This window comes from Pseudomonas sp. 102515 (assembly GCF_031085165.1).
GTDB lineage: Bacteria > Pseudomonadota > Gammaproteobacteria > Pseudomonadales > Pseudomonadaceae > Chryseomonas.
The window spans coordinates 25,789-46,635 of record NZ_JAVHTY010000004.1; the positions used below are offsets into that span (position 1 = coordinate 25,789).

At 67.4% G+C, this 20,847-nt stretch carries 20 protein-coding genes; 14 read left to right on the forward strand and 6 right to left on the reverse strand.

Annotation, left to right across the window (positions count from 1 at the left end; genetic code table 11):
* Positions 1–15 precede the first annotated feature (15 nt).
* Genes RCF34_RS15735 through RCF34_RS15750 form a run of 4 tightly spaced genes read right to left on the reverse strand, consistent with a single transcriptional unit; the run spans position 16 to position 5,155 of the window.
* A complete protein-coding gene (locus RCF34_RS15735; RefSeq protein ID WP_374941200.1) occupies positions 16–1,800 on the reverse strand; it encodes a molecular chaperone in 1,785 nt (594 codons plus the stop codon).
* Positions 1,801–1,843: 43 nt separating this feature from the next.
* Positions 1,844–2,752: an archaetidylserine decarboxylase gene (gene asd, locus RCF34_RS15740; protein WP_308709009.1), complete on the reverse strand. Its 909-nt coding sequence runs from the start codon at positions 2,750–2,752 to the stop codon at positions 1,844–1,846.
* A 16-nt stretch (positions 2,753–2,768) separates the two neighbouring features.
* Positions 2,769–3,578, reverse strand: coding sequence for a rhodanese-like domain-containing protein (locus RCF34_RS15745; protein WP_308709010.1), 810 nt, complete (start codon positions 3,576–3,578; stop codon positions 2,769–2,771).
* A gap of 59 nt (positions 3,579–3,637) precedes the next feature.
* Entirely contained in the window at positions 3,638–5,155 is a 1,518-nt protein-coding gene (locus tag RCF34_RS15750) for an HDOD domain-containing protein (RefSeq protein WP_308709011.1), read from the reverse strand.
* 117 nt (positions 5,156–5,272) lie between these two features.
* On the opposite strand from RCF34_RS15750, the gene motA reads away from it, so the two are divergent.
* The 3 genes from motA (at position 5,273) to RCF34_RS15765 (ending at position 8,047) form a co-directional block, all read left to right on the forward strand.
* On the forward strand, positions 5,273–6,124 hold the full coding sequence (gene motA / locus RCF34_RS15755; RefSeq protein WP_017642892.1) for a flagellar motor stator protein MotA: 852 nt from the start codon (positions 5,273–5,275) through the stop codon (positions 6,122–6,124).
* Positions 6,124–7,284, forward strand: a complete 1,161-nt coding sequence (locus tag RCF34_RS15760) for a flagellar motor protein MotB (RefSeq protein ID WP_308709013.1) — start codon at positions 6,124–6,126, stop codon at positions 7,282–7,284. Before motA ends, RCF34_RS15760 begins: the two co-directional genes overlap by 1 nt.
* Before the next feature lie 163 nt (positions 7,285–7,447).
* Positions 7,448–8,047 (forward strand): nitroreductase family protein, encoded by a 600-nt coding sequence (locus RCF34_RS15765; protein WP_308709014.1) that lies wholly within the window; start codon positions 7,448–7,450, stop codon positions 8,045–8,047.
* A 48-nt stretch (positions 8,048–8,095) separates the two neighbouring features.
* Here the strand turns inward: RCF34_RS15765 and rsgA are convergent, their stop codons facing one another.
* Positions 8,096–9,118, reverse strand: a complete 1,023-nt coding sequence (rsgA, locus tag RCF34_RS15770) for a small ribosomal subunit biogenesis GTPase RsgA (RefSeq protein ID WP_308709015.1) — start codon at positions 9,116–9,118, stop codon at positions 8,096–8,098.
* 94 nt (positions 9,119–9,212) lie between these two features.
* On the opposite strand from rsgA, the gene RCF34_RS15775 reads away from it, so the two are divergent.
* The 4 genes from RCF34_RS15775 (at position 9,213) to RCF34_RS15790 (ending at position 11,661) form a co-directional block, all read left to right on the forward strand.
* Positions 9,213–9,983 carry a class I SAM-dependent methyltransferase gene (locus RCF34_RS15775; RefSeq protein WP_308709016.1) on the forward strand — a complete coding sequence of 257 codons (771 nt, stop codon included), beginning with the start codon at positions 9,213–9,215 and terminating at the stop codon, positions 9,981–9,983.
* A 50-nt stretch (positions 9,984–10,033) separates the two neighbouring features.
* On the forward strand, positions 10,034–10,582 hold the full coding sequence (orn, locus tag RCF34_RS15780) for an oligoribonuclease (RefSeq protein ID WP_308709017.1): 549 nt from the start codon (positions 10,034–10,036) through the stop codon (positions 10,580–10,582).
* 16 nt (positions 10,583–10,598) lie between these two features.
* Positions 10,599–11,213: a trimeric intracellular cation channel family protein gene (locus RCF34_RS15785; RefSeq protein WP_308709495.1), complete on the forward strand. Its 615-nt coding sequence runs from the start codon at positions 10,599–10,601 to the stop codon at positions 11,211–11,213.
* A 97-nt stretch (positions 11,214–11,310) separates the two neighbouring features.
* Positions 11,311–11,661 (forward strand): PAAR domain-containing protein, encoded by a 351-nt coding sequence (locus RCF34_RS15790; protein ID WP_308709018.1) that lies wholly within the window; start codon positions 11,311–11,313, stop codon positions 11,659–11,661.
* An 8-nt stretch (positions 11,662–11,669) separates the two neighbouring features.
* Here RCF34_RS15790 and queG read toward each other — a convergent pair whose 3' ends face one another.
* Positions 11,670–12,734, reverse strand: coding sequence for a tRNA epoxyqueuosine(34) reductase QueG (gene queG / locus RCF34_RS15795; RefSeq protein WP_308709019.1), 1,065 nt, complete (start codon positions 12,732–12,734; stop codon positions 11,670–11,672).
* Between the two features lie 61 nt (positions 12,735–12,795).
* Between queG and RCF34_RS15800 the strand changes: the two genes are divergently transcribed.
* From RCF34_RS15800 to hflX, 7 genes are all read left to right on the forward strand, one after another.
* Complete coding sequence (locus RCF34_RS15800; protein WP_308709020.1) at positions 12,796–14,283, forward strand: NAD(P)H-hydrate dehydratase; 1,488 nt, start codon at positions 12,796–12,798, stop codon at positions 14,281–14,283.
* A complete protein-coding gene (gene tsaE / locus RCF34_RS15805) occupies positions 14,271–14,732 on the forward strand; it encodes a tRNA (adenosine(37)-N6)-threonylcarbamoyltransferase complex ATPase subunit type 1 TsaE (protein WP_308709021.1) in 462 nt (153 codons plus the stop codon). The genes RCF34_RS15800 and tsaE overlap by 13 nt, the downstream gene beginning before the upstream one ends.
* Positions 14,733–14,770: 38 nt before the next feature.
* A complete protein-coding gene (locus tag RCF34_RS15810; protein WP_308709022.1) occupies positions 14,771–16,201 on the forward strand; it encodes an N-acetylmuramoyl-L-alanine amidase in 1,431 nt (476 codons plus the stop codon).
* Positions 16,194–18,092 (forward strand): DNA mismatch repair endonuclease MutL, encoded by a 1,899-nt coding sequence (mutL, locus tag RCF34_RS15815; protein ID WP_308709023.1) that lies wholly within the window; start codon positions 16,194–16,196, stop codon positions 18,090–18,092. Before RCF34_RS15810 ends, mutL begins: the two co-directional genes overlap by 8 nt.
* Before the next feature lie 42 nt (positions 18,093–18,134).
* On the forward strand, positions 18,135–19,115 hold the full coding sequence (gene miaA / locus RCF34_RS15820) for a tRNA (adenosine(37)-N6)-dimethylallyltransferase MiaA (RefSeq protein ID WP_308709024.1): 981 nt from the start codon (positions 18,135–18,137) through the stop codon (positions 19,113–19,115).
* 87 nt (positions 19,116–19,202) lie between these two features.
* On the forward strand, positions 19,203–19,448 hold the full coding sequence (gene hfq / locus RCF34_RS15825; RefSeq protein WP_007161156.1) for an RNA chaperone Hfq: 246 nt from the start codon (positions 19,203–19,205) through the stop codon (positions 19,446–19,448).
* Between the two features lie 20 nt (positions 19,449–19,468).
* The gene (hflX, locus tag RCF34_RS15830) at positions 19,469–20,773 is read left to right on the forward strand and encodes a ribosome rescue GTPase HflX (RefSeq protein ID WP_308709025.1); all 1,305 of its coding nucleotides are present in this window, start codon (positions 19,469–19,471) and stop codon (positions 20,771–20,773) included.
* Positions 20,774–20,847 lie beyond the last annotated feature (74 nt).

Here is a 20,847-nt window from a genome sequence, read left to right on the forward strand (position 1 = left end):
GATGATTTATCGAAGCTACAGAGACTTCCACAGCGAGTCAAAGTCTTCTTCCTGCCGAGCGCCACCGCCGGCGGGACCACCGCTGGGCTGAGCGCCGCTCTGTTCCAGCAGGTGATATTCGAAGACGCTGAAGCTGACCGTCATGCTGCGCCGCCGGTCGAGCATGCCGCGCTGCTCGTTGCCCTGCTGGTTGATCTGCACCTTGCTGCCTTCCTGGAAGGGCAGTCGCGGCGCGATCAGCGTCGGCGCCTGATCGATGGCCTTGATCTCCGGCAGGAGCAGGGCGCGCAGGTACTGACTGTTCTGCTCGGCCTTGCGCAGCAGCTGCAGCCCACAGGGACGCGCGGTGGGCGCCAGCAGTTCGACGCCCATCTGGGTACCGCTGCCGGGCACCTGGCGTACCCAGCGCACCACCGCCGGGCCCCAGTTGTGATCCTCGGGCAGGCGCACGCCGAGCAATTCGCCGGCCTGCAGCTGCTCGGGCACCTCGCCACTCCAGCTCAGGCAATAGCCGCCCGGACTGTGGTTGACCACCTGCACCGCATGGATCGGAAAGGCCGGGCTGGCTGCGTCGCCGTCACCGGGGAGGACGTCGTAATGGATTTCTTCCAGATTCTCGGCGCTCCAGTCCAGGGCATCGGGCGCCTGGGTATCGGCATCGAAGGCCAGCGACCAGACGTCTTCCTTGGGCTTGGGGGTAAAGGCGTCCGACACGGCCGCGGTCGACAGGCGCAGGGTGTCGGCGAACACCTGACCACCGGCGAGCTGGTAGTGCAGGGCGCTCATGCCGATGCAGACCTGCACCTGACCCTGGCCGGGCATGCGCTGAAAGGCGCGATCCGCCTCCTGGCCCCAGGCCCCGACCAGGTGTTGCAGCAGATCCAGGGACAGATCGCCATGCACCGGCAGGCGCGCACGCGGCCGCTGTTCCGGAGCCAGCGCCAGGTAGTCCTCGATGGCCTGCACCAGTTGCTGCGGTGCGAGACCGAGAAGACCGTTGAGATTGGCTTCGCGCAACAGTGAGCGATAGCGCGGCGGGGCGTCGATCTGCGGCGCTACCACCATCAGGGTGCCGTTCTGCTCGGGACCTTGCAGGCGGATCAGGCTGGCCCAGTCGTCCAGGTGCAGCGTCAGCTGGGCGATGTGGCTCTGGCGCAACTGGTTGCAACGCGCGGCGCCGAACAGCAGGGCGGCGCCATAGGCCTGGGTGATGGTCTGGCTGCCGTCGCCGGGCAGCAATTCATCGCGAATCCTCTGGTTGTGCAGGCCGGCGGTCACCGCGATTCGATAGAGCTGGTGCAGCTCCAACCAGAGGTTGTCATGAGCCGGGGTATAGAGCTGGGCGGCGCGGATCAGTGGCCCGAGCAGGGCGCGCAAGGCACGCTGGATGGCGGTCGCGAGGAGCGTACTGCGTTCGCCACGGTCGCTTTCCTCGACCACGATCAGCTTGTAGCCGGCCGCCAGCAGGTTCTGCAGGGCCTGGCAGAGATTGGCCACCTTGCGCGAGCGCTCGTCGAGCACGATGGCCTGGTTGAGCACATGGCGTTCGAGCAGTTGGCAGACCCGCTGCACGTCCGGGCGCAGGGATTCGAGCAGGCGCAGACGCGCTTCCGGCGTCAGGATCAGCCGATTAAGTTCCAGCAGGCCCTGATAGAGCAGCCGGGCGAATTCGCCCAGCTTGGCGCGCGGCAAGTGCTCCAACCAGCGCTTGAGGCCGGCCGGGGTGGCATCACAAAACGTCAGGCTGCGCTGATCGGGCGTCGGTACCCGCAACATGAGCTGTGGCCTTTTGCTATCCATTCGCCGCGCACACTCCTGTTTCGATGGGCAATGAACCGCGCATCTAGGCGAGAGGCCCTGGCTCGGAAACGGTGGTCAAGGGCGCCGGCGTGGTCGGAACCCCCAACAGTTGCCCCATGTTGACGGTGGAGAGGGCGCCGAGTTCAGCGGACCAGTTCACCGCTTCCGGGCCGAACAACACGATGGCGGTGGAGCCGAGCTTGAAGCGGCCCAGCTCGTCGCCGGTGCGCAGGGTGATGGGCGCGCGCGCGGCCTCGTCGTAGGCGAAGCGCTTGAGTTCGCGCTTCGGCGGCGTGACCAGGCCGGCCCAGACCGTCTCGATGCTGGCGACGATCATGGCGCCGACCAGGATGACCGCCATGGGGCCCACGGCGGTATCGAAGAGGCAGACCACCCGCTCGTTGCGAGCGAACAGCTCGGGCACGTTCTCGGCGGTGAGCTGGTTGACCGAGAAGATGCGTCCGGGCACATAGACCATCTCCTTCAGGGTGCCGGTGAGCGGCATGTGCACCCGGTGGTAGTCCTTGGGCGACAGGTAGATGGTGGCGAAATGGCCGCCCATGAAGGGCGCGGCGCGCAGGCCGTCGCCGCCGAGCAGCTCCAGCAGGCTGTAGCTGTGGCCCTTGGCCTGGAAGATGCGGCCGTGCTCGATGCGACCGAGCTGGCTGATGGCACCGTCGCTCGGGCTCACCACCACGCCGGGTTCGGCCGGCAGCGGGCGGGCGCCGGGCTTGAGGGCGCGGGTGAAGAAGGCGTTGAAGTTCTCGTAGGCGGTGGGATCTTCCACCTGGGCCTGGCGCATGTCGACGTCATAGTGACGCACGAACCAGCGGGTCAGCAGGTTCTTGAACCAGGGCGCCCGGCACTCGGCGAAGCCGCCGATCAGCCGCGACAGCAGATGGTGCGGCAGCAGGTGCTGGGCGAGGATGAACAGTCGGTCTTGCAGTTTCATGGGAGGTCCTTGGCAGTCATTCGATGGGGGTATCGGCGTGGTTGCCCCATTCGCCCCAGGAGCCGGCATAGGCTTTGACCCGCGGATAGCCCAGGGCCTTGGCCGCGAGGTAGGTGAAGCCGGATCGGTGATGGGTCTGGCAGTGGGTGATGATTTCCTTGTCGCGGGTGATGCCCAGGCGTTCGAGTTCGGCGGCCAGGTCCTCGCGGATGCGCAACTGGCGCTCGCGATCCATGCCAGCGGTCCACTCGAAGTTGATCGCTCCGGGGATATGGCCACCGCGGGCGGTCAGCACCTTTTCGCCACGGTATTCATCGGCGCCGCGGGCATCCCAGATGGCCAGGTCGTCGGCGCCCAGCCGGCTTTGCAGATAGGCGCGGCTGGCGGTCGGCTCCTCGTGCAGGGTCAGGGCGACCGGTGCTCCGGCCGGCGCGGGCACCGCGATGCTCAGCGGCAGGCCGGCGGCGATCCAGCCCTGGCGACCGCCGTTGAGGTAGTGATAGTGACGGTGCCCGATGACATCGAGCAGCCAGATGAAGCGTCCGGCCCAGCCGCCGCCTTCGTCGTCATAGACCACGTAGACGGCCTCGTCGCGCTGGCCCAGTTCGCCGAACAGCTGCTCCAGGTCCGCCTGGGTCGGTAGCAGACCGGGCGCCGGCTTGCTGCCCAGCTGGGTACGGGCGGGCGCGACATGGCGCGCGCCGGGCAGATGGCCCTCGGCATAGTGGGCAGCGCTGCAGAGATCCACCAGGATGAGTTCGGGCGCATCCAGGCGCGCCGCGAGATCGGCCGGTTCGATCACCAGGGGCAGGGCGGAAAAGGGCATCGCGGATTTCCCGTCGGTCCGTAGCAAAGGTGAAGTGTACCGAGGTTGACCGGCCAGCGTCAGGTCGGTCGTACCCGTGGACGATTGGCGAAGGTGCCGATGGCGCGCTCGATGCAGGTGAAGGTCTTGTCCAGCGCCGCGGTCCGACGGGGATCCGCCGGCTGCAGTTCGCTGTCCAGGATCGCCAGCAGCACCACCCGCTCGCCAAAGCCCAGGCTGCGCAGCCACAGCCGTTCGTTGCTGAACAGCCGGCGCAGATCGGCGGGCAGGTGCGGCGCGAAGCGCGCTCGGTTGCCGTCATCGATGCGCAGCTGGCCGGGGCTGCCGAACAGCGTGGCCAGCAGCGGGTGGCTGGCGATGTCCAGTTGCAGACCGGGGGCGTCGTCCAGGCCATGGTGCAGCTGGACATTGCCCTTCTGGCCGTTGCGATCCGGGGTCAGCAGCAGCAGCCGCGGCAGGCCGCAGGTCACCAGCGCATGGCGGGCGCAATCGAACAGCTGGGGCAGGGTGGCGAAGGCGCTGGGCGTGTGCAGCAGCTGCTCGCAGAGTCCGCGCCAGCGCTGGGCCTGACTCTCGCTGGCGACCTGCACCCGGGGCACCGGCTTGAGGCGCCGTTCGCCCGGTGGCCAGACCAGGCCTTCGGCCGGGTGCCAGAGGCCGGGCCGGGCATGGCGCTGGGCATCCTGCACCGCCAGTTCATGGCTGCGACTCTGCACCCGCGCCAGCGGCAGTTGCAGGTAGAGGGCGCTGAAACGCTGCCAGCGCAGGGTGTGGGGGCCGTCCCAGGCATGGTGGCTGGCCAGGGCCAGCCCGTTGGCCAGCAGGATGGTGTTGCCGGGATGGGTCAGCCAGCGCCGCAGATCGGGGTCGTCGTCGAGGCGCTGCTGCTGTTCGAGGGGATCGTCGCCATGGGCGATGTGCAGCGCCCTGACCAGCTGCCGGCGATCCTGGTCCAGCAGGCGATAGCCCTCCACGATCCATTCGGGCAGTTGCCAGTGGCGGGCCAGCGCCTGGCACAGGCGGATCGCCGGCACGCCGAGCAGCTCGCGCTCGACCCTGAGCGCCGGTTCGCCCTCGCCCAGCACCCGCCGCTCCCATTCCTCGAAGAGTTCCGGATAGCGGGTCGCCAGCGGCCAGAGCGGCGCCAGAAAGAGCAGGGCGGCCAGGCGGATGTCCGGCCACAGCCGCGCCAGGGGCACGCCGAACAGGCCCAGCCCCAGGGTCATGGCGTGCTGGCTGACCAGGCACAGCTGTCGCAGCGGACGCGGCAGGCGCTCCTCGGACAGGGTCGGCTGGCGGGCGATCAGGTACTCCGCCGGCCCGAGACCGACGCGGCCGAGCACGGCCTCCAGACTGGCGGCCGGATCGCCGAGGCTGGCATGGCCGCGATTGGCCTCGCGCAGCAGGGCCAGCGCCAGGGGGGGGGACTCGCAGAGCCGTTCGGCGATCTCATGCAACGTGAGACGGCCATCGGCCAGGGCTCGGCGCAGACGCTCCGCGGTGGCGGTGGCCACCGGCAGGCGCACGCCTTCCAGGTGTTTGACCCAGTCTTCGACGGTGTTCGGGCGGCTGGACATACGACGGTCGCCTTGAAATTTGATGAAAGGCCTTCAGTCCGGGGCGCCGGGTCCGATAAAGGGGACGTGAGGGCAGATCCTCGGCTCAATTTTCCTTAGCACACAGTATTCCCAACCATGGCAAAAATCATCGGCATCATCGTGATATTCGCGGCTGTCCTCGGCGGCTACATCCTCGCGCATGGCAAGATCGCCGCGATCATCCAGCCGCTCGAGGTCCTGATCATCGGCGGTGCCGCCCTGGGGGCCTTCCTGCAGGCCAACCCGGGCAGCACCTTCATGCAGGTGTTCAAGAAGTCGCTGAAGATGTTCGGCAATCGCTTCACCCACGCCTTCTACCTGGACGTGCTCAAGCTGCTCTACGAGATCCTCAACAAGAGCCGCCGCGAGGGCATGATGTCCATCGAGGCGGACGTGGAGGATCCCAAGGCCAGTCCGATCTTCAGCAAGTACCCGAACATCCTCAAGGATGAGCGGATGACCGCCTACGTCGCCGACTACCTGCGGCTGATGTCCTCCGGCAACATGGCCCCCCACGAGCTGGAAGGCCTGTTCGACATGGAGCTGGCCGGTATCAAGGAAGAGCTGGAGCATCCGTCCCACGCGGTATCGCGGGTCGCCGACGGCCTGCCCGGCTTCGGCATCGTCGCCGCGGTGCTGGGCATCGTGATCACCATGGGCATGCTCGGCGAGGGTGACCAGGCGGCCATCGGTGGCCACGTCGGCGCCGCCCTGGTGGGTACCTTCCTCGGTATTCTCGCCGCCTACGGCTTCTTCGGTCCCCTGGCGACCTGCCTGGAGCACGACGCCAAGGAAGAACTCAATGTGCTGGAGGCCATCAAGGCCTGCCTGGTCGCCGCTGCCAGCGGCATGCCGCCCACCGTCGCCGTGGAGTTCGGCCGCAAGGTGCTGTTCCCGGCGCACCGGCCGTCCTTCAGTGAGCTCGAGCAGGCGATGCGGGGCAGCTGATGGACAACAACCAGCCGATCATCGTCAAGCGCATCAAGAAGAGCGCCGCCGGCCACCACGGCGGCGCCTGGAAGATCGCCTTCGCCGACTTCGCCACCGCCATGATGGCGTTCTTCCTGGTGCTCTGGCTGATGTCCTCGGCCACCCCGGAGCAGAAGAAGGCCATCGCCGGCTACTTCCAGGATCCGATCGGCTTCACCGAAAGTGCCAGCCCCTATGTCATCGACCTGGGCGGCACCCCGACGCCGGCGCCTGACCGCACCCTGAATCCCGAGATCCAGGCGCAGCCGGATTCGACCCAGAACAAGGTCAATCCGGACATGCAGGAACGCGCCGACCCCAACGACTCCAACCGCGTCACGCCCGACCCGACCCAGGCGCCCGATCCGTCCGACAAGCGCCAGCCCAACGACGCCGCCCAGCAGCAGAAGGATGCCAGCCAGGCGAAGATGGATCCGAGCCAGGCGGAAAAGCTCGCCGAGCAGGTCGACAAGGAGCGCCTGGAGCTGTTGCTGCAGGAGCTGCAGAACAAGATCGAGCAGAATCCGGAATTGCAGAAATTCAAGGACCAGATCCTGCTGGAAATCACCCAGGACGGCCTGCGCATCCAGATCGTCGATGCCGACAACCGGCCGATGTTCGACTCCGGCAGTCCGCGGCTGAAGTCCTATTTCGAGGACATCCTGCTGGCCATGGCCGACACCATCCGCCAGGTGCCGAACAAGATCAGCATCAGCGGCCATACCGACGCGGCGCGCTACAACGGCAAGGGCGACTTCAGCAACTGGGAGTTGTCCGCCGGCCGCGCCAACGCCGCACGTCGGGCGCTGGTGGCCGGTGGCTATCCGGAAGACCAGGTGGCGCGGATCGTCGGCTATGCCTCTTCGGCACCCTTCGATCGCGAGCATCCGCTCAATCCGGTCAACCGCCGCATCGACATCATCGTGCTGACCAAGAAGGCCCAGCAGGCCATCGAAGGCCGCGCCGGCGGCAACCAGGCGCCCAAGCCCGCGGCTGGCGCCGCACCGGCGGCGGGCCGGAGCGGGGTCTCCAGTGGTGGCGTCAGCGCCACCGGCAACCTGGCGCAACCCATCAACAACGCGGCCTTCAAGCAGCAGGTCAATGCCTTCGATGCCGGCGTCATCCAGGGCAAGCCCTGAACGGCCGCGGTGATCGATAGGAAAATTCGCTGCTAGCGTTCGGTTTTTTCGTCCGTTGGCCTGCGCAGGGCTGGTTAAGCTGCAGGGGTTTCATGCCGGATCGGGCACCTTGCGCCCTGGCGCGCGGTCTCCCGATCTCCGATTCCCTTGCAGGAGCTTTCCGATGAACAACGCCTTTATCGACACCATCAAGCGCCGCCGCAGCCAGTATGCGTTGGGCAAGAATCTACCGCTGGCCCAGGACCAGGTCACCGCGCTGATCCAGGACGCGGTCAAGCTGTCGCCTTCCGCCTTCAACTCGCAGAGCTCGCGCGCGGTGATCCTGTTCGGCGCCGAGAGCGACAAGTTCTGGGGCTTCGTCATGCAGGCGCTGCGGCAGATCGTGCCGGCCGACGCCTTCACCGCCACCGAAGGCAAGATCAACAGCTTCGCGGCCGGCGCCGGCACCGTGCTGTTCTATGAGGATCGGCATGTCGTTGCCGGCCTGCAGGACAAGTATCCGGCCTACGCCGACAACTTCCCCATCTGGTCGGAGCAGGCCAGCGGCATCGCCCAGTTCTCGGTGTGGACGGCCCTGGCCAATGCCGGCATCGGCGCCAGCCTGCAGCACTACAATCCGCTGCCCGACGCCCTGGCCGCTGCCGAGTGGAAGCTGCCGGAGACCTGGCACCTGCGCGCCCAGATGCCCTTCGGCTCCAACGAGGGCGACTTCCCCGAGAAGGGCTTCATGGACGATGCCGAGCGCTTCCGCGTCTTTGGCTGATGGTCGTTGACTGATACAAGAAAACGCCGGGCTTGCCCGGCGTTGTGCTTAGTAGCGTGACTCGCCTTCGAGGCTGGCCAGGATATGCCGGTAACTGGCCATCCGCTGCGGATGGATGTCACCGCGCTCCAGGGCGGCGAGCAGGGCACAGCCAGGCTCGCGCTCGTGCTTGCAGTCGCGGAAACGGCAGTGGCCGAGGTAGTCGCCGAATTCCTTGAAGCCGGCTTCGACGTCGTCACGGCTGACGTGGCTGAGGCCGAATTCGCGGATGCCGGGCGAGTCGATCAGATCGCCGCCATCGGGAAAGTGGAAGAGCCGGGCGGTGGTGGTGGTGTGGGTGCCCTTGTTGGTCAGCTCGGACAGCGGCCCGACGCGGGTATCGACGCCCGGCAACAGGGCATTCACCAGCGATGACTTGCCCACCCCCGATTGACCGACGAAGACACTGACGTGCTCGTCCAGCTCGCTCTTGAGCTGGTCCATGCTCAGGCCGTTGTGGGCCGAGACCTCCAGCAGCGGATAGTCCAGCTCGCGGTAGACGCCCAGCAGTTCGTCCAGCGCCGGGCCGTTGTGCGCGTCGATCAGGTCGGCCTTGTTGAGCAGCAGCAGCGGCTGGATGCCGGCATGCTCGGCGGCCACCAGGTAGCGGTCGATGAGATTGGCGTGAGGCGTGGGTAGCGGGGCGAAGACGATCACCAGGCGGTCGACGTTGGCCGCCACCGGCTTGAGCAGGCCGCGCATGTCCGGCCGGCAGATCTCCGAACGGCGCGGCAACTGGGCGACGATGACGCCGTTGCTCTGGAGGCTGGGACGAAATACCACCCGGTCGCCGGTGACCAGGGTCGGCAGGTTGGCGCGCAGGTGACAGCGCTGCAGCTGGCCTTCGTCATCCTCGACCTCCACCTGGACACCGAAGTGGGCGATCACCAGGCCTTGTTGCTCCGGTCCCAGATCGCCGCCTTCGAGTTCGTCGATCAGCTTGGATTCGCGCTTTTCCGCGCGAGCGGCGCGTTCGGTCTGGATTTTCTCGATCCGCCAGCTCTGGCGACGGGTCAGGTGGCGTTTGGCCATGGGATATCCGCGGGTTTCAGGACCGCTGAGTCTAGCATTGGCCGCCTCTCGCGGATTACCTAAACTTGGCGTACCTCGTCGCTCCGGAGCCTCCATGCTGGCCCATCTCGCCTCGCGCTATCCGCTGTTGCTGGCCGTGCTGGTGCAACTGGCCGCCCTGGTGGTCGCCGTCGTCGGCATTCGCCTGTGGGCCGGCTTCGCCGGCCAGCGCCCCTCGCTGCTGGCGCTGGTCTGCCTGCAGGCGGTACTGGCGGCCCTGTTGGGCGAGCTGCTGGGGCTCGCCCGCTGGTGGGCGTTCATCAATCTGCTGTTTGTCCCGGCGCTCTACCTGGTCAGCGGTCGCGGACTCTCGGCGGGCATCGCCGCACTCGGCTTCCTGCTGCTCCTGCTGCTGAACTGGAACAGCCTGCGCGAGCGGGTACCGCTCTACCTTACCGGCCGCCAGACCCGCGAGCGGCTGGCCGAACTGCTCGCCGAGCGCGAGCCGACCTTTCGCTTCGTCGACCTGGGCTGCGGCCTGGGCGATACCCTGGTCGAGCTGTCCCGGCGCTTTCCCCAGGCCACCTTCGTTGGCGTGGAGACGGCGCCGCTGAGTTTCGCCCTGGCCTGGCTGCGCTGCCTGCCACGGCGCAACTGTCAGGTGCGCTATCGCGATCTCTGGCGGGTGGAGCTGGGCGAATTCGATGTCGTCTACTGCTTTCTCTCGCCGGCGCCCATGCCACGCCTGGGCGACAAGGCCCGCACGGAGCAGCGCGCCGGCAGCTGGCTGGTCAGCAACACCTTCGAGATTCCCGGCCAGCCGGCGGACAGGGTGCTGGAGGTAGGCGACCTGCGTGGCAGCCGGCTGCTGCTCTGGCGCCGGTAGGTGCGCGGCAGGCGCGCTGCTACACTGGTGCCATCATCAAGGAGTTCACCATGACCGCCCCCAATCCGCAGCACCTGATCTGGATCGACCTGGAAATGACCGGCCTGGATCCGGATCGGGACGTGATCATCGAGATGGCCACCATCGTCACCGACAGCGACCTCAATGTGCTGGCCGAAGGCCCGGTGCTGGCCATCCATCAGTCGGACGAGATCCTGGCTGGCATGGACGAGTGGAATACCCGTCAGCACGGTGGCTCGGGGCTGACCCAGCGGGTGCGCGAGAGCACCGTCGACACCGCCCAGGCCGAGGCCCTGACCCTGGAATTCCTGCAGCAGTGGGTGCCCAAGGGCAAGTCGCCGATCTGCGGCAACAGCATCTGCCAGGATCGCCGCTTCCTCTATCGTCGCATGCCGGAGCTGGAAGCCTATTTCCACTACCGCAACCTGGACGTCTCCACCCTCAAGGAACTGGCCGCGCGCTGGGCGCCCCATGTGCGTGACGGCGTGAAGAAGTGCGGCAGCCACCTGGCGCTGGACGACATCCGCGATTCCATCGCCGAGCTGCGGCACTACCGCGAGCACTTCATCAAGGTCTGACGGCCACCCGTCCGTGCTGCTGTCCATCCTCTACCTAGTCGCCATCACCGCCGAGGCCATGACCGGCGCCCTGTCCGCTGGGCGCCGCGGCATGGACCTGTTCGGCGTGGCGCTGATCGCCAGCGTCACCGCCCTCGGTGGCGGCTCGGTGCGTGATGTCCTGCTGGGACACTATCCGCTGGGCTGGGTAAAGCACCCGGAGTACCTCGCGCTCACCGTTGGCGCGGGCCTCGCCACCGTAGCCATCGCGCGGGTCATGCGCTACCTGCGCCGGCTGTTCCTGGTGCTCGACGCCCTGGGCCTGGTGGCCTTTACCGTGATCGGCTGCCAGGTGGCCCTGGAGATGGGCCTGAGTCCGGCCATCGTCATCGTCAGTGGGACCCTGACCGGCACCTGTGGCGGCATCCTGCGCGACATCCTCTGCAACGACGTACCTCTGATCCTCAGGCGCGAACTCTATGCCAGCGTGGCGGTACTCTCCGCCGGCTGCTACCTGCTCTGCCGCCCTTGGCTCGGCGAAGAGCAGGCGCTGCTCATCACCCTGGCCGCGGGGTTGCTGCTGCGCCTGCTGGCGTTGAGATTCAACTGGCGGATGCCGACCTTCACCTATCCGGACGATCCCCACGGCTAAGGCAGTGACGTATTGCGCGGTATGGCGCTGAAAGAGTTGTCCCAGAGGCTTTTGTGCGGCACGTACCAGCCCCCGGTGGCCGATAGGGATACCGGTCATGTCTGGAAAGCCTGCTGCTCGCCCGGGCGACGCCGTCGCCTGCCCCAAATGCGGTACCACCGCCCTGATCCAGGGCTCCCCCGATGTCGCTTTCGATGGCCTGCCCGCCGTCACCCTCGGCCATGCCTGCGGCTGTGGCGCGGTCCTGAGCGGCGCGGTCATCCCCAACGTCCTGATCAACGGCCGGCCTGCAGCGGTGCTCGGCAGTGCCACGAGCCATGGCGGCGTGGTAATCGGCGGCTCGGGCAGCGTCATCATCGGCCTGGACGCAGGCGGCGCGACCGAGGGCGCCTGCGCGAGGGGCGAAAGCGCCGATCCCCTGCACCATGGTAGGGCCCTGAGCGCCTAGGCCGCCGCTCAGACCGCGCCGTGTCGCTGCAGCGCCCACTCCACGTGCTCGCGTACCAGGGGCGAGGGATGTTCGCGCTGCAGCTTCAGGGCTTCCAGTACCGGGATACTGGTCGGTGCATTGCCCAGGCCCACGGCCAGGTTGCGCAGCCAGCGTTCGTAGCCGGCGCGGCGGAGCGGCGAGCCTTCGGTGCGGCTGAGGAATTCGGCTTCGGTCCAGCGGAAGAGCTCGGCCAGGCTGGCGCTGTCCAGGCTATGGCGCGGTTGGAAATCGCCTTCGGCGGTGGGCTTGGCGAAGCGGTTCCAGGGGCAGACCAGCTGGCAGTCGTCGCAGCCGAAGACCCGATTGCCGATCAAGGGGCGCAGCTCCGGCGGAATGCTGCCCTTGAACTCGATGGTCAGGTAGGAAATGCAGCGCCGGGCGTCGAGCTGATAAGGGCCGACGAAGGCCTGGGTCGGGCAGATGTCCAGGCAGGCGCGACAGGTGCCGCAGTGGTCGCGCGGGGTGGGTTCGTCCACCGGCAGCGGCACGTCGACGAAGAGTTCACCGAGAAAGAACCAGCTGCCGGCCTTGCGATTGAGCACCAGGGTGTTCTTGCCGATCCAGCCCAGGCCGGCCTGTTCGGCGATGGCCTTTTCCAGCACCGGCGCGCTGTCGACGAAGGCGCGATAGCCGAAGGGGCCGATCTCGCCCTGGATGCGCTCGGCGAGGTGCTGCAGGCGCTTGCGGATCAGCTTGTGATAGTCGCGGCCCAGGGCGTAGCGCGAGACGTAGGCCGCCGTGCCGTCGGCCAGGCGCTCGCTCATGCGGGTATCGCCGGGCAGGTAATCCATGCGCAGGGAAATCACCCTCAGGGTGCCCGGGACCAGTTCGGCCGGTCGCGAACGTTTGCTGCCGTGCGCGGCCATATAGTCCATCTCGCCGTGGAAACCGGCGGCCAGCCAGCGCTCCAGATGTTCCTCGTGACGTGCCAGATCCAGCCCGGCGATGCCGGTCTGTTGAAAGCCCAATTCCCGGCCCCAGGTCTTGATGAGGTCGGCCAGGGCGGCGAGATCGAGAGCGACAGCGGACATCGATGGGAACGCGCAGGCAGGAGGGCCGCCTATTTTGCCAGACTCCGGAGGCTTTCCCAGCATGCACGACGAACTGCCGTTCCAGCTCTACAGCGCCCAGCAGGTGCGGGATCTCGACGCCCAGCTGATCGCCGGCGGTCTGCCCGGTCTCGAGTTGATGAGACGCGCGGCGGCCGCGGCCTGGCGGTCATTGCGCCACGGCTGGCCCCATGCCGGCGCCCTCTGCGTGCTGGCCGGCGGTGGCAACAATGCCGGCGACGGCTATCTGGTCGCCAGTCTGGCGCGCAAGGCCGGCTGGCAGGCGCGGGTCTGGCACCTGGCCGAACCGGCCGGACTCCAGGGCGATGCCGCCCTGGCCCATGCCGAGGCCCTGGCCGCCGGCGTGGACATCCAGCCCTGGCGCGCGGACGCCCCGCTGGAGGGGCTGGTGGTCGATGCCCTGCTGGGCACCGGACTCAAGGGCGCCGCACGCGAGCCCTATGCCGCGGCCATCGAGCGGATCAACGCCAGCGAATTGCCGGTGGTGGCCATCGACATCCCCTCCGGGCTGGATGCCGACACCGGCGCCGCGGCGGGCGCCGTGGTGCGCGCCGATCTGACCATCACCTTCATCGGCCTCAAGCTCGGACTGTTCACCGGCAAGGGGCCGGATCACGTCGGCAGTCTGGTGTTCGAGCCGCTGATGGAGGAACCGCAGAATCCCGCCCACGCCACCGCCCAGCGCCTGGCGCCCGGCAACCTGCCGCGTCTGGCGGCGCGCCCGCTCGGTGCGCATAAAGGGCAATACGGTCATCTGCTGGTGATCGGCGGCGACGAGGGCACCGGTGGCGCGGCCATCATGACCAGCGAGGCGGCGCTGCGCTGCGGCGCCGGCATGCTCAGCCTGGCGACCCGGCCGTCCAACGTCACCGCGGTGCTGGCGCGGCGGCCAGAGGTCATGGTCGCCGGGGTGCATTCCAGTTTCGCCGTGCTGGAGCTGGCCAAGAAGGCCGATGTGCTCGCGGTCGGGCCGGGCCTGGGGCAGGGCGCCTGGGGCAAGGCGCTGGCCAGTGCCGCCGCGACGCTGGACACAGCCCAGGTCTGGGATGCCGATGCCCTCAATCTGCTGGCCGCCGGCGTGGTCGAGGCGCCGCGCGGGCCCTGGGTGATGACGCCCCATCCGGGCGAGGCGGCGCGGCTGCTGGAGGTCTCGATCAAGGACATCGAAGCCGATCGCCCCGGCAGTGTCCGCGAACTGGCGCGGCGCTACGAGGGCGTGGCGCTGCTCAAGGGCTTCGGTACCCTGATCGCCCATCCGGACGGCCGCATGGCGCTGTGCGGCGAGGGGCATCCGGCGATGGCTACCGGTGGCCTGGGGGACATCCTCACCGGTATCATCGCCGCCCTGCTGGGGCAGGGGCTGGCCCCCTTCGAGGCTGCCTGCCTGGGCGCCTGGCTGCACGGCCGTGCCGGCGCCGAGCTGGGTCGTCAGGGCCGCGGTCTCGCCGCCAGCGATCTGCCCCCGGTCGCCCGCCAGTTGCTCGAGGAACTCCAACCATGCCTGAACTGACCCTGCACGCCGCCGACGAAGACGCCATGTATGCCCTGGGTGCCCGCCTGGCCCAGGCCAGCGGCGGTCGTGGCGTGCTCTATCTGCACGGTGATCTGGGTGCCGGCAAGACCACCCTGTCGCGCGGCATCCTGCGCGGTCTCGGCCATGCCGGAGCGGTGAAGAGTCCCACCTTCACCCTGGTCGAGCCCTACGACCTGGCCAGTGGTACGGTCTACCATTTCGACCTCTACCGCCTGGCCGATCCGGAAGAACTGGAATTCATGGGGATTCGTGACTACTTCACACCCGAGGCCTTGTGCCTGGTGGAATGGCCCGAGCGCGGTCAGGGCTTTTTGCCAAAGCCGGACCTGGACATTACCATTACGCCACGCGCCGACGGCCGTGATCTGCGCCTGACTAGTCATGGCGTTCACGGCGAGGCCTGGTGCGCCGCCCTCGCGCCCTAGGCGCCGATTCCTCGTTCTCCAGCTATACGGTCGCAGGCATGCGCAAGCGTTTTTTCAGGTCGGGACTCGGCCTGTTGTTGTTGATTCTCAGCAGTCAGTTGCTGGCCGCCACCCAGATCAAGGGCATGCGCGTCTGGCGCGCGCCCGACAATACCCGTCTGGTGTTCGATCTGACCGGCCCGGTCAAGGCCAGCGTCTTCACCCTCAGTGCCCCGGATCGCATCGTCATCGACCTGTCCGGCGTGCAGCTCGACGGTGGACTGAACGAAAAGCCGCTGCGCAACACCCCCGTCACCGGCCTGCGTGCGGCCCAGCGCTCGCCCGGCGAGGTGCGCCTGGTGCTGGACACCAAGGGCGCCCTGACGCCCAAGAGCTTTACCCTGGCGCCCAACAAGGAATACGGCAATCGCCTGGTGGTCGATCTCTACGACCAGGGCACCGATCCGGCCACCAGCGACATCCCCGCCACCGTCACGCCCAATCTGCCGGCCACCCCGGTGACCCCGGCCCAGCCAGCGACGCGTCTGCCGTCCAGCCCCAGCGGCAAGCGCGACGTGGTGGTGGTGATCGACCCCGGCCACGGCGGAGAAGACCCGGGTGCCATCGGCCGCGGCCGGTTGTACGAGAAGAACGTGGTGCTGGCCATCGCCAAGCAGCTGCAGGCCAATCTCAACCGGCAGAAGGGCTTTCGCGCCGAGCTGACCCGCACCAGCGACTACTTCATCCCGCTGCGCCAGCGGCAGGTCATCGCCCGCAAGAAGGGCGCCGACCTGTTCATCTCTATTCACGCCGATTCGGCGCCCAGTGCCAGCGCCGAGGGCGTCACCGTCTTCGCCCTGTCTCAGCGCGGCGCCACCTCCGAGGCGGCGCGCTGGCTGGCCGATGCGGAAAACCGCTCCGACCAGGTCGGCGGGGTGTCCGATGCCCTGGACAACAAGGATCCCATGCTCGCCGGGGTGCTCATGGACCTGTCCATGACCGCCACCGTGGCTTCCAGCCTGGAGGTCGGCCAGACCATCCTCGGCCAGGTCGGGCGCGCCACCAAGCTCCTGCACACGCGGGTGGAGCAGGCTGGCTTCATGGTGCTGAAATCGCCGGACATTCCCTCGATCCTGGTGGAAACCGGCTTCATCACCAATGCCAGCGAATCGGCCAAGCTGGCCAGCCCGGCGCACCAGGGGCTGCTCGCCCGGCAGATCCAGGCCGGTATCGTGCAGTACTTTCAGCACCGTCCGCCGCCTGGCACCTACCTGGCCTGGCAGCGCGAGCAGCGGGGCGACAAGGTCGGCAGCGTGCGCGGCTTCGATCAGCATCGGGTACAGCCCGGCGAAAGCCTGAGCCTCATCGCCCGGCGCTATGACGTCGACCTCTCGACCCTGCGCGCCGCCAACGGGCTGCGCGGCAATCGCATCCGCTCCGGTCAGGTCCTCACCATCCCCACCCACGAACTGGCGGCCAGCAATGACTGAACCCCGGCGCATCCAGCTGCTCAGCCCGCGGCTGTCCAACCAGATCGCCGCCGGCGAGGTGGTCGAGCGACCCGCCTCGGTGGCCAAGGAGCTGCTGGAGAACAGCTTGGACGCCGGTGCCCGACGTATCGACATCGAAGTGGAACAGGGCGGGGTCAAGCTGCTGCGCATTCGCGACGACGGCCACGGCATCCCGGCGGATGACCTGCACCTGGCCCTGGCGCGCCACGCCACCAGCAAGATCTATCACCTGGACGAGCTGGAAAGCGTCACCAGCCTGGGCTTTCGCGGCGAGGCCCTGGCGTCGGTCAGTTCGGTGTCGCGCCTCACCCTGACCTCGCGCTTTCAGGGCGAGGACCAGGCCTGGCAGGTGGAGACCGAGGGCCGCGAGATGCAACCGCGGGTACAGCCCGCCGCCCATCCCCAGGGCACCTCGGTGGAGGTGCGCGACCTGTTCTTCAATACCCCGGCGCGGCGCAAGTTCCTGCGCGCGGAAAAGACCGAGTTCGATCACCTGCAGGAAGTGGTGCGGCGCCTGGCGCTGGCGCGCTTCGATGTGGGTTTTCATCTGCGCCACAACGGCAAGAGCGTGCTGGCCCTGCATCCGGCGGGCGATCCCCAGAGTCAGGGGCGGCGGGTCGGCACGGTCTGCAGCCCGGCCTTTCTCGAACAGGCCCTGCCGCTGGAGCACGAGCGCAACGGCCTGCGCCTCTGGGGCTGGGTCGGCCTGCCGACCTTTTCGCGCAGCCAGGCGGATCTGCAGTACTTCTACGTCAACGGCCGCATGGTGCGCGACAAACTGGTCGCCCACGCGGTGCGTCAGGCCTATCGCGACGTCCTCTACAACGGCCGCCACCCGGCCTTCGTGCTGTTCCTGGAAGTGGATCCGGCGGTGGTGGACGTCAACGTCCATCCCACCAAGCACGAGGTGCGCTTCCGCGACAGCCGCCAGGTGCACGACTTTCTCTACGGCACCCTGCACCGCGCCTTGGGCGATATCCGTCCCGACGACCAGCTCGCCGTGGTGGCGCCCACGGCGTCGGCGCCGCTGAGCGGTCCGGCCGCTGGCGAATTCGGACCCCAGGGCGAGATGCGCCTGGCCGCCGCCGTCTTGCACGACAGCCCTGCGCCGCCGGCCCAGCCCTTCGCCGGTGGCGGCGGGTCGGGGGGGGACGCGCACTACGGCCCCACCCCGCAGCCCTATGCGGGTGCGCCGGTGGCGGAGGTGCAGAGCGCCTACAAGGCCTTCTTCGCGCCGCTGCCGGAGGGTGCCGAAGCCGCGTCCCTGCCGGCGGAGCAGGGCGACGTACCGCCGCTGGGCTATGCCCTGGCGCAACTCAAGGGCATCTACATCCTGGCCGAGAATGCCCAGGGCCTGATCCTGGTGGACATGCACGCCGCCCACGAGCGCATCACCTACGAGCGTCTCAAGGTGGCCATGGCCAGCGAAGGCCTGCGCGGTCAGCCACTGCTGGTGCCGGAATCCCTGGCGGTCAGCGAGCGCGAAGCCGATTGCGCCGAAGAGCACGGTCAGTGGTTCGAGCGCCTCGGCTTCGAATTGCAGCGGCTCGGCCCCGAGACCCTGGCCATCCGGCAGATCCCTGCGCTGCTCAAGCAGGCCCAGGCCGCGCGATTGGTGCAGGACGTGCTGGCAGACCTGCTGGACTATGGCACCAGCGATCGCATCCAGGCGCACCTCAACGAATTGCTCGGCACCATGGCCTGCCACGGCTCGGTACGCGCCAACCGGCGGCTGACCCTGCCGGAGATGAATGCCCTGCTGCGCGACATGGAAACCACCGAGCGCAGCGGCCAGTGCAACCACGGTCGGCCCACCTGGGCCCAGCTCAGCCTGGACGACCTGGACAAACTCTTCCTGCGCGGCCGCTGACTGCCTCGCCGCGTCCTGCGTGGCGCCCTTCGAGAATCCCTCATGACCGCCTCCCTGCCACCCGCCATTTTCCTCATGGGGCCGACCGCTTCTGGCAAGACCGATCTCGCCATCGAACTGGCACGGCTGCTGCCCGTCGAGCTGATCAGCGTGGATTCGGCGCTCATCTACCGCGGCATGGACATAGGCACCGCCAAACCTGACGCCGAGCTGCTGGCCGCCTATCCGCACCGGCTGGTGGACATCCGCGATCCTGCCCAGAGCTATTCCGCTGCCGAATTTCGCGCCGATGCCCTGGCGGCCATGGCCGAGATCACCGCGGCCGGGCGCATCCCCCTGCTGGTGGGCGGCACCATGCTCTACTTCAAGGCCCTGCTCGAAGGCCTGGCCGACATGCCTGGTGCCGATGCTGGGGTACGGGCCGAAATCGAGGCGCTGGCGGCTACGGCGGGCTGGGGCGAGATCCATCGGCAACTGGCCGAGGTCGATCCGGTGTCGGCTGCGCGCATCCATCCCAACGACCCCCAGCGCGTCCTGCGCGCCCTCGAGGTGTATCGCGTCAGCGGCCAGTCGATGACCGCGCATCGCGCGCTGCAAATGAGCGCCAATGCCGATTCGAACGGCGCGCCCCAGACGCAATTACCCTATACTGTAGCCCAATTGATCCTGGCGCCCGGTCGGCGTGAGGTGCTCCATGCGCGTATCGCCGAGCGCTTCAACCTGATGCTGGAACAGGGCTTCATCGACGAAGTTTCAGCCTTGCGGGAACGTCCCGATCTGCATCCTGGTCTGCCGTCCATGCGATCCGTAGGCTATCGTCAGGTGTGGGAGTTCCTGGAAGGGGACTGCACGCGGGAAGAGATGGTGGCGCGTGGCGTTGCGGCGACGCGGCAATTGGCGAAGCGGCAGTTGACCTGGTTGCGTGGCTGGCCCGCCGCGCACACCTTCGACAGCCTGGCTTGTGACAATCTGCCGCGGATCTTGAAATGCCTGGCCGGTGACACCATATCGCCCCACAGCTGAATCGTTTTCGTCCGCGTGTCCATGGTGGGCAGCGGAAACTGGCATGTCGCCAGATCGGTATTTTCATTTCTTTAGGAGAGCGACACGATGTCAAAAGGGCATTCGCTACAAGACCCTTACCTGAACACCCTGCGTAAAGAGCGCGTTCCGGTTTCCATCTATCTCGTCAACGGTATCAAGCTGCAGGGTCAGATCGAGTCCTTCGACCAGTTCGTGATTCTGCTCAAGAACACCGTCAGCCAGATGGTCTATAAGCATGCAATCTCCACCGTGGTGCCGAGCCGCCCGGTCCGTCTGCCCAGCTCCGAGACGAGCGAGTCGGATAGCGAATAAATAACTAGAGGAGCGCCCTGTTGTTCTTCGAGCGTCACGAAGGTGGTGAGCGGGCCATTCTGGTCCATTTGGAAGGCCTGCATCCCGAGGCGCGCGAAGACCCTCAGGAGTTTCTCGAACTCGCGCGATCGGCGGGTGCGGAGACCGTGGCTTTTGTCACGGTGAACCGTAGCCAGCCGACAGCGCGTTATCTCATCGGTACTGGCAAGGTCGAGGAACTGCACGATCAGGTGCACGCTCATGCCGCCGATCTGGTCATCTTCAACCATGACCTCACGCCCAGTCAGGAACGCAACCTCGAAAAAGCTTTCGAGTGCCGCGTCCTCGACCGGACCGGCCTCATTCTCGATATCTTCGCCCAGCGCGCCCGCACCCACGAGGGCAAGCTGCAGGTGGAACTCGCCCAGCTCGAACACATGAGCACGCGGCTGGTACGCGGCTGGACTCACCTCGAGCGCCAGAAGGGCGGTATCGGTCTGCGCGGTCCGGGTGAAACCCAGCTGGAGACCGACCGTCGTCTCTTGCGGATCCGCATCCGCCAGATCCGCCAGCGCCTGGACAAGGTACGCAGCCAGCGCGAGCAGGCCCGTCGCGGGCGCCGCCGTGCCGAGATCCCCTCGGTGTCCCTGGTCGGCTACACCAACGCCGGCAAGTCCACCCTGTTCAACAGTCTGACCGAGTCCGGCGTCTACGCGGCCAATCTGCTGTTCGCCACCCTCGATCCCACGCTGCGCCGCCTGGAGCTGCCGGACCTGGGGCCGATCGTGCTGGCCGATACCGTGGGCTTCATCCGCCATCTGCCGCACAAGCTGGTCGAGGCCTTTCGCGCGACCCTGGAGGAATCCAGCAACTCCGACCTGTTGCTGCACGTGATCGATGCCCACGAGGACGATCGCCAGTTGCAGATCGAGCAGGTCCAGGCGGTGCTGCACGAGATCGGTGCCGATGAGCTGCCGATGCTGGAAATCTACAACAAGCTCGATCTGCTCGACGGAGTCGAGCCGCATATCCAGCGCGATGACGAAACCGGGCGCCCGATTCGGGTCTGGGTGTCGGCGCGCGAAGGTCGCGGTCTGGAGCTGGTCGGGCAGGCCGTGGCCGAATTGCTCGGCGAGGATCTTTTCGTCGGGGTGCTGCGCCTGCCCCAGCGGCACGCCCGGCTGCGCGCTCAACTGTTCGACCTGGGCGTGGTTCGCCAGGACGATCATGATGACGAAGGCAACATCCTGTTGTCTGTACGAGTACCCCGCGCCGAACTCAATCGACTGCTCAGCCGGGCCGGTGAAGAACCGGAAGTCTTTATCCAGCAACATGTTTTGCAATAAACCCCCGCTCGGCGCTTTTGTTCGGGCAGGGACCATCCGGTAGCATTGGTCGGCGCGCCATTTCGGCGCGTTTT

What these genes read in the sequence shown, in the direction of transcription:
- hfq (WP_007161156.1), top strand. Translation starts at nt 19,203, where the DNA reads ATGTCAAAAGGGCATTCGCTACAAGACCCTTACCTGAACACCCTGCGT.
- RCF34_RS15735 (WP_374941200.1), bottom strand. Translation starts at nt 1,800, where the DNA reads ATGGATAGCAAAAGGCCACAGCTCATGTTGCGGGTACCGACGCCCGAT.
- miaA (WP_308709024.1), top strand. Translation starts at nt 18,135, where the DNA reads ATGACCGCCTCCCTGCCACCCGCCATTTTCCTCATGGGGCCGACCGCT.
- asd (WP_308709009.1), bottom strand. Translation starts at nt 2,752, where the DNA reads ATGAAACTGCAAGACCGACTGTTCATCCTCGCCCAGCACCTGCTGCCG.
- RCF34_RS15775 (WP_308709016.1), top strand. Translation starts at nt 9,213, where the DNA reads ATGCTGGCCCATCTCGCCTCGCGCTATCCGCTGTTGCTGGCCGTGCTG.
- RCF34_RS15760 (WP_308709013.1), top strand. Translation starts at nt 6,124, where the DNA reads ATGGACAACAACCAGCCGATCATCGTCAAGCGCATCAAGAAGAGCGCC.
- tsaE (WP_308709021.1), top strand. Translation starts at nt 14,271, where the DNA reads ATGCCTGAACTGACCCTGCACGCCGCCGACGAAGACGCCATGTATGCC.
- orn (WP_308709017.1), top strand. Translation starts at nt 10,034, where the DNA reads ATGACCGCCCCCAATCCGCAGCACCTGATCTGGATCGACCTGGAAATG.
- rsgA (WP_308709015.1), bottom strand. Translation starts at nt 9,118, where the DNA reads ATGGCCAAACGCCACCTGACCCGTCGCCAGAGCTGGCGGATCGAGAAA.
- RCF34_RS15810 (WP_308709022.1), top strand. Translation starts at nt 14,771, where the DNA reads ATGCGCAAGCGTTTTTTCAGGTCGGGACTCGGCCTGTTGTTGTTGATT.
- motA (WP_017642892.1), top strand. Translation starts at nt 5,273, where the DNA reads ATGGCAAAAATCATCGGCATCATCGTGATATTCGCGGCTGTCCTCGGC.
- RCF34_RS15765 (WP_308709014.1), top strand. Translation starts at nt 7,448, where the DNA reads ATGAACAACGCCTTTATCGACACCATCAAGCGCCGCCGCAGCCAGTAT.
- RCF34_RS15790 (WP_308709018.1), top strand. Translation starts at nt 11,311, where the DNA reads ATGTCTGGAAAGCCTGCTGCTCGCCCGGGCGACGCCGTCGCCTGCCCC.
- RCF34_RS15750 (WP_308709011.1), bottom strand. Translation starts at nt 5,155, where the DNA reads ATGTCCAGCCGCCCGAACACCGTCGAAGACTGGGTCAAACACCTGGAA.
- RCF34_RS15800 (WP_308709020.1), top strand. Translation starts at nt 12,796, where the DNA reads ATGCACGACGAACTGCCGTTCCAGCTCTACAGCGCCCAGCAGGTGCGG.
- RCF34_RS15745 (WP_308709010.1), bottom strand. Translation starts at nt 3,578, where the DNA reads ATGCCCTTTTCCGCCCTGCCCCTGGTGATCGAACCGGCCGATCTCGCG.
- queG (WP_308709019.1), bottom strand. Translation starts at nt 12,734, where the DNA reads ATGTCCGCTGTCGCTCTCGATCTCGCCGCCCTGGCCGACCTCATCAAG.
- mutL (WP_308709023.1), top strand. Translation starts at nt 16,194, where the DNA reads ATGACTGAACCCCGGCGCATCCAGCTGCTCAGCCCGCGGCTGTCCAAC.